General features: G+C 54.0%; 5 protein-coding genes. All 5 read left to right on the forward strand.

The genetic code is table 11. The features are described 5' to 3' along the window. Positions 1-222, forward strand: a 222-nt coding sequence (locus HRU10_14875) for a hypothetical protein (protein NRA28516.1), incomplete at its 5' end; no start/stop codon positions are given. Positions 223-509: 287 nt separating this feature from the next. Further along, a complete protein-coding gene (locus tag HRU10_14880) occupies positions 510-1058 on the forward strand; it encodes a hypothetical protein (protein NRA28517.1) in 549 nt (182 codons plus the stop codon). A 47-nt stretch (positions 1059-1105) separates the two neighbouring features. Further along, positions 1106-1804: a hypothetical protein gene (locus HRU10_14885; protein ID NRA28518.1), complete on the forward strand. Its 699-nt coding sequence runs from the start codon at positions 1106-1108 to the stop codon at positions 1802-1804. A gap of 19 nt (positions 1805-1823) precedes the next feature. Further along, a complete protein-coding gene (locus HRU10_14890; protein ID NRA28519.1) occupies positions 1824-2693 on the forward strand; it encodes a hypothetical protein in 870 nt (289 codons plus the stop codon). A 288-nt stretch (positions 2694-2981) separates the two neighbouring features. Next, positions 2982-4988, forward strand: a 2007-nt coding sequence (locus HRU10_14895; protein ID NRA28520.1) for a hypothetical protein, incomplete at its 3' end; no start/stop codon positions are given.

Genomic DNA, 4988 nt, shown 5'->3' on the forward strand with positions numbered 1-4988 from the left:
ATCGAGCAAAACGGCGCCAAACTCTCCGAACTCGTCACCCTCCAAATGGCCAAAATCGAAGAGCTCACCCTCCACCTCATCGAAAAGGAAAAGCAACTCGAAGCCGAGCGCCATAAGAACGAAAATCAAGCCGCTGATCTCGCAGATCTACGTAGATCTCAGGCCCAGCAGTCAGAACAACTCTCTAACATCCTGAGCCTACTCAATATTGAACATAACTGATCCTTTGCCTCTGTGGGTAACTCCAAAGATCAACAGTCCAATCAGTAACCTCTCTCACAACACAAATTAGAAAACATTCGCGCTCATTCGCGTCTATTAGCGGATACAATCCAAACACAAAATTCCGCGTCCATTCCGCGCTTTCCGCGGCAAAATGATTCCCACCCAGCCCACAAACACGCCCAGCAACTCTCAAAAACTCACAAAAAACATTCGCGTTCATTCGCGTCCATTCGCGGACCCGATTTGAACCCATCATTCACACCCACCTTTATCCTCCCAAAGCCATGTTTCAGCCATCTCTCAAATACATCCCCATCGCAGGCTTTTCCCTCCTACTCGTCGGAGCGACGACCTATCCGGAAAACCAAGACACCGTAACCTTGGAGAACCTGACCATTTCGGGCGAATTTGCCCACGACATCATCGTACCGGGTGAAGGCACGGCCCTGGGAGTGATTGGCACCAAAGAGACAACGGGCACGAATAATTACACCGTTCAAGTCGAGTCAGGCGCAGATTCTATATGGTGGGCCCAAGACCGCATCGTGCTCAGACCCGGTGTGAAAATACACAACCAGGGAAGTAACGGATTTGTATGGCTCGCCGTCGATGCGGATTGGGACGGATTCAGTGACCAGGAAGAGGCCGAAGGTGTCGACTATGACAACGACGGCCTACCGGACGGCTGGGAGGCAGACTATGGGATCAATAGCTCCAACGCATCGGGCGACAACGACAACGACGGCATCCCCAACGTCGTCGAATATTACTTCAATACCAATCCAGTAAGTGCCAATGCCACGAGCTCTTCTGTGAGCGTATCGCTATTCTAAGAATGAACTCCTTTATAAAATTAACCACCAGCCTGTTGGCGTCTCTTATGTCCACGGTTGCTTTTGCACAAGCTCAACAAGCCAGCGCCCCGGCTCCCGAAGTCACCGAACAGCCTGCGTCTGAGGCTCCGATCGAAGTCCCCACATTTGGGCTCAACACCCCCATCGACAACGAAGATCCAGCTGAAATAGAAGACCCAGAGACCACGCTCAACGAGACAGCACCTGCGACGCGCACGATGACGGTCGAAGAAGCCGAGGCCGCGCTTAGGGCAGAGCGGAAAATTAAACGGCGGCATGCCCTCTTAGCCGAATCCTCTCCTGCCGCAGACGCCGCTTTTTTCACCAAACTGCGCCGCACCATTGTGACTCAAGAAGGCGAACAGAGACGCTTCCACCGGCGCCTCGAATATCTGGAACTCTTGATCGAAGTCTATCGCCGCGCCAAGAAAGCCGAGGACACCCCCTCAATGGAGTTGGTCATCGGAGAAGTCGCCGAACTCAAGCCGTGGATCGAACGCATCCTACAAGCCGAAAAAGGCCAGCGCCGCAAAGTATTGCTCACCGTAAACCTGATAAAACTGTTTCGAGCCAAAGACCCCACCATCGCAGCAGGACTGGTGCGGTATGTCATCGACTCAGAGACCAAACACCCCGCCTTGCGCCGCATCAAAAAATTAGCGCAGCGCAAAGCAGTCCTAACTGCCGAGCCCGTCACCCCCCTCGCCGCCATCGAACGTTTATAATTTTTAACTCCCTATCTTAATGAGACACATATTCCTCTCACTCCTCTTTCTTAGTATTGCTACTGCATTATCGGCTCAGTCTGCCAACCGCCAAGCCCGTGTGCCTCTCAACGTATATGTTGTATCCTACCAGGGGCAAGCGGGCAATCCGACAGCGAGTATTACGCTGAATGGCGAAACCGTAACGACCTCAGGGAATGGGGCCCAATCTCCTGTCCTAGACACGACCTTAGACGTCTCGCAGACATACACGCTCTCGTCTGCTCTATCGCAGAGCTATTATGCCAAAGTCCATATCGAATCTCCGGGCCGCGAATGGGTGGTCTACGTAGACGGAGAACCGATGAATGGTCCCATTTACGCCTTCGCCGGCGCGCTCAGTCATGAAATCGCGGTCCTGCCCCGACGCCAGTTGCGTGGACCCGCGGGTTTGGATTCGGGTCTGCGCCTCGGCAGCGTCCACTGGGAATTGAGCGCTGGGCTCCTCCCCTCAGGTAAATCTGCCGGAAACATCTTTCTAAAGTCAGAAGACGTCCACGCAAATTTACACAAACCGCAGTCACTGAGCTTTGTGAACCTCTATCCCAGCGAAGTATCCGTGTTTAATGATGGGAGCGGCAACCTCAGGTATATCCAGACCCCGGGAAATTTAATTTCAATTTGGTTCAGTAGCTCCTGGAATTCCACCTTCATCGACTTCTATAAGGACGGTCAATTTAGTCGAGGCACCCCAGGAACTAACAACCCATCCGTCAACTCCGGCGCCACCCACTTTGTGCGCTACCGTATTCACAACCCACCCGATGGAGATCTTTACATAGAACAACAAGTCTTTGGAACAGCGACGGTCGGCAAGCGCTACCACGTGGACAAATCCGGCAGCACTTGATTATACAAATCGGGTTACGGCCCGGGCTATCACCGATTCGAAAAACGCAGCTATAGCAGTTGGACCAACAACAAACGCTACGAGACCATAGAGATCGGCAACGGCTTTAACGGTACCAACGTCAACAATGTCATCTCCAAAACCCGACACGAGTGGCAGCGCTGGAAAGTAGGCACCGACGACGAGTGGTCCAGAATCATCAACACCGTCCGCGACCCCAACGGCAAGCTCTATACCGACGTCTTCGGCTATTACGCTGGGAGCGAAGCCGACGGCATTTACGGCAAGATGAAAAACCGCCGAGCTTATGATGGGACCTGGGAGAAATACGACTACTACGGACCCCCATCAGGCAGCCAAAGAGATAAGCGCGGCTTGGTGCATCGGATCTATTCGCCCTCCATAGACAATAATGCTAGTCCCCTGACCAGCAACGGTAATGGCAGCCCGGGAGTCGCCGGTTTCTCAGGCTTCGTGACCGAATATGACTACGTCGGCTCAGATGGCAGCAATTCAGATGATGACTTCGAAGAGGCCGATCTGCCCACCCTGCGCAGGCAATACCTCAACAACAGATTGATGGGTAAAACCACCTACGACTACAGCAGTAGCAGCAGTAACATCTTGGTCACAAAAATCCGCGACTTTGCCTCCGACGCCTCGAATGACTACCTTGAAACGATCCAAAAAAGATACCGCACGGGCTATTCTAACGAAAAAATCTCCGGGCTGCCCTACTCAGTGAATACGGCAGACAATACCCGTACCTCCTTTGGCTATCAATGGCGATCGGCCACTAAAGAATTCTTAACCTTCGAGCTGTCGGGAACACTCGACCCTGACTCCCAAGGTGCCATGAACGCCGAATTAATCACACACGTCAATTGGACAGGCGAAGTACTCGACACTGAAAACCTCTACCTCGTGCCCAACCAGTCCATCATCACCCTGACCACCCGCGACATCCGCGGCCTTGTCAAACGAGTGCAGAGCTACGTATTCACAGGAGACCCAGGCAACAACGGAGTCCTCAACGGCACCGACAACCAGCTTGTCGCCTCTACCTCCTATACCTATAACGACCTAGGCGCCATCCTCACCGAGCGGAACGACATTAACGGTCTGCAACAAACCATGATCTACGATGCCCACGGGCGCATGCTCACACGCGCCGACGCCTCAGGCCTCGTCACTCATTATTCAGGCCACAACAACCTCGGCACACCCGAGATCATTCAGCAGAATGGCGTCAAATCTTCAGTCCATGGCTCAGGCGCGTCGGTCAACCTCCAGACCCTGCACACCTACGACGCCCTAGGCCGGCTCACCGACTCCATCCGCGACGGCGGCGGCGAGACCCTCACTCAAGAATTTGTCTACGACCTCGGCGGCGTACGCACCCGCGAGATCTTACCCTGTGGCAAACGCATAGATTACACCCCCCAGATAGACGGCACCCACTACCGCAAACTAAAAGTCTCAGAAAAAAGCGAAAACGGTGCTACCGAATACCGCAGCTACACCCAGCACTTTTACATAGACGGCAGCCTAAAAAGCATCTCCGGAGATGCTCAGGTAAATATCCGCAACACCTACGAAGTCACCGCCCAAGGCCAGCTCATTAGCTTCACCGATTACGGCACCACCGACACACATGGCGGCAACGGCGATAAGCACGGTCGCGAATCCATCACCGTCTCCGACTGGCTCGGCCGCACCGTCGGCGCATACACCAAAGCCATGCCCAACGGCATGAACGGCAACAACGTTCAGCATCACCACAGCGGTGACAAATGGCTGCTAAACCGCTACGTCTACGGCACCCAAGGCAACACCCAGGCCGGTAAACTCTACCAAGACCTCACTTACATCGTCCCCCGCGCAAACTTCCGTCAAGAACTAGCCCCCACAAACTCGGGCGCCCCCACAGGATCGGCACAATCACGCGTGCGCAACCTCTACGCCTACGACCACCTGGGCCAGCTCCTGCACCAAGCCCTCGACCTCAATAATAACAGCCAAATCGACGCCAGCAACACCCAGCTCGATCGCCTTACCACCTACCACAGTTATGCTGAAAAATGGGGCAGCAACTGGTTTTGGGTCGACGTCAGTTACGTATGGGATGAACGCGGCAGCAACGCTCCCGTTGCCGTATCGAACTCATTCACCATGAGCCGCTTCTCCGGCTACAACACGACGGGCAGTAACCGCACCATATCCGAGACCCGTGCCTTTCAGCCCATTTACACGACATACTCCTCTAATACTAGCCGGATGACCACTATCACCCAA

The sequence above is a fragment of the Opitutales bacterium genome (assembly GCA_013215165.1).
Lineage (GTDB): Bacteria > Verrucomicrobiota > Verrucomicrobiia > Opitutales > JABSRG01 > JABSRG01.

What these genes read in the sequence shown, in the direction of transcription:
- HRU10_14885 (NRA28518.1), top strand. Translation starts at nt 1,106, where the DNA reads ATGTCCACGGTTGCTTTTGCACAAGCTCAACAAGCCAGCGCCCCGGCT.
- HRU10_14880 (NRA28517.1), top strand. Translation starts at nt 510, where the DNA reads ATGTTTCAGCCATCTCTCAAATACATCCCCATCGCAGGCTTTTCCCTC.
- HRU10_14890 (NRA28519.1), top strand. Translation starts at nt 1,824, where the DNA reads ATGAGACACATATTCCTCTCACTCCTCTTTCTTAGTATTGCTACTGCA.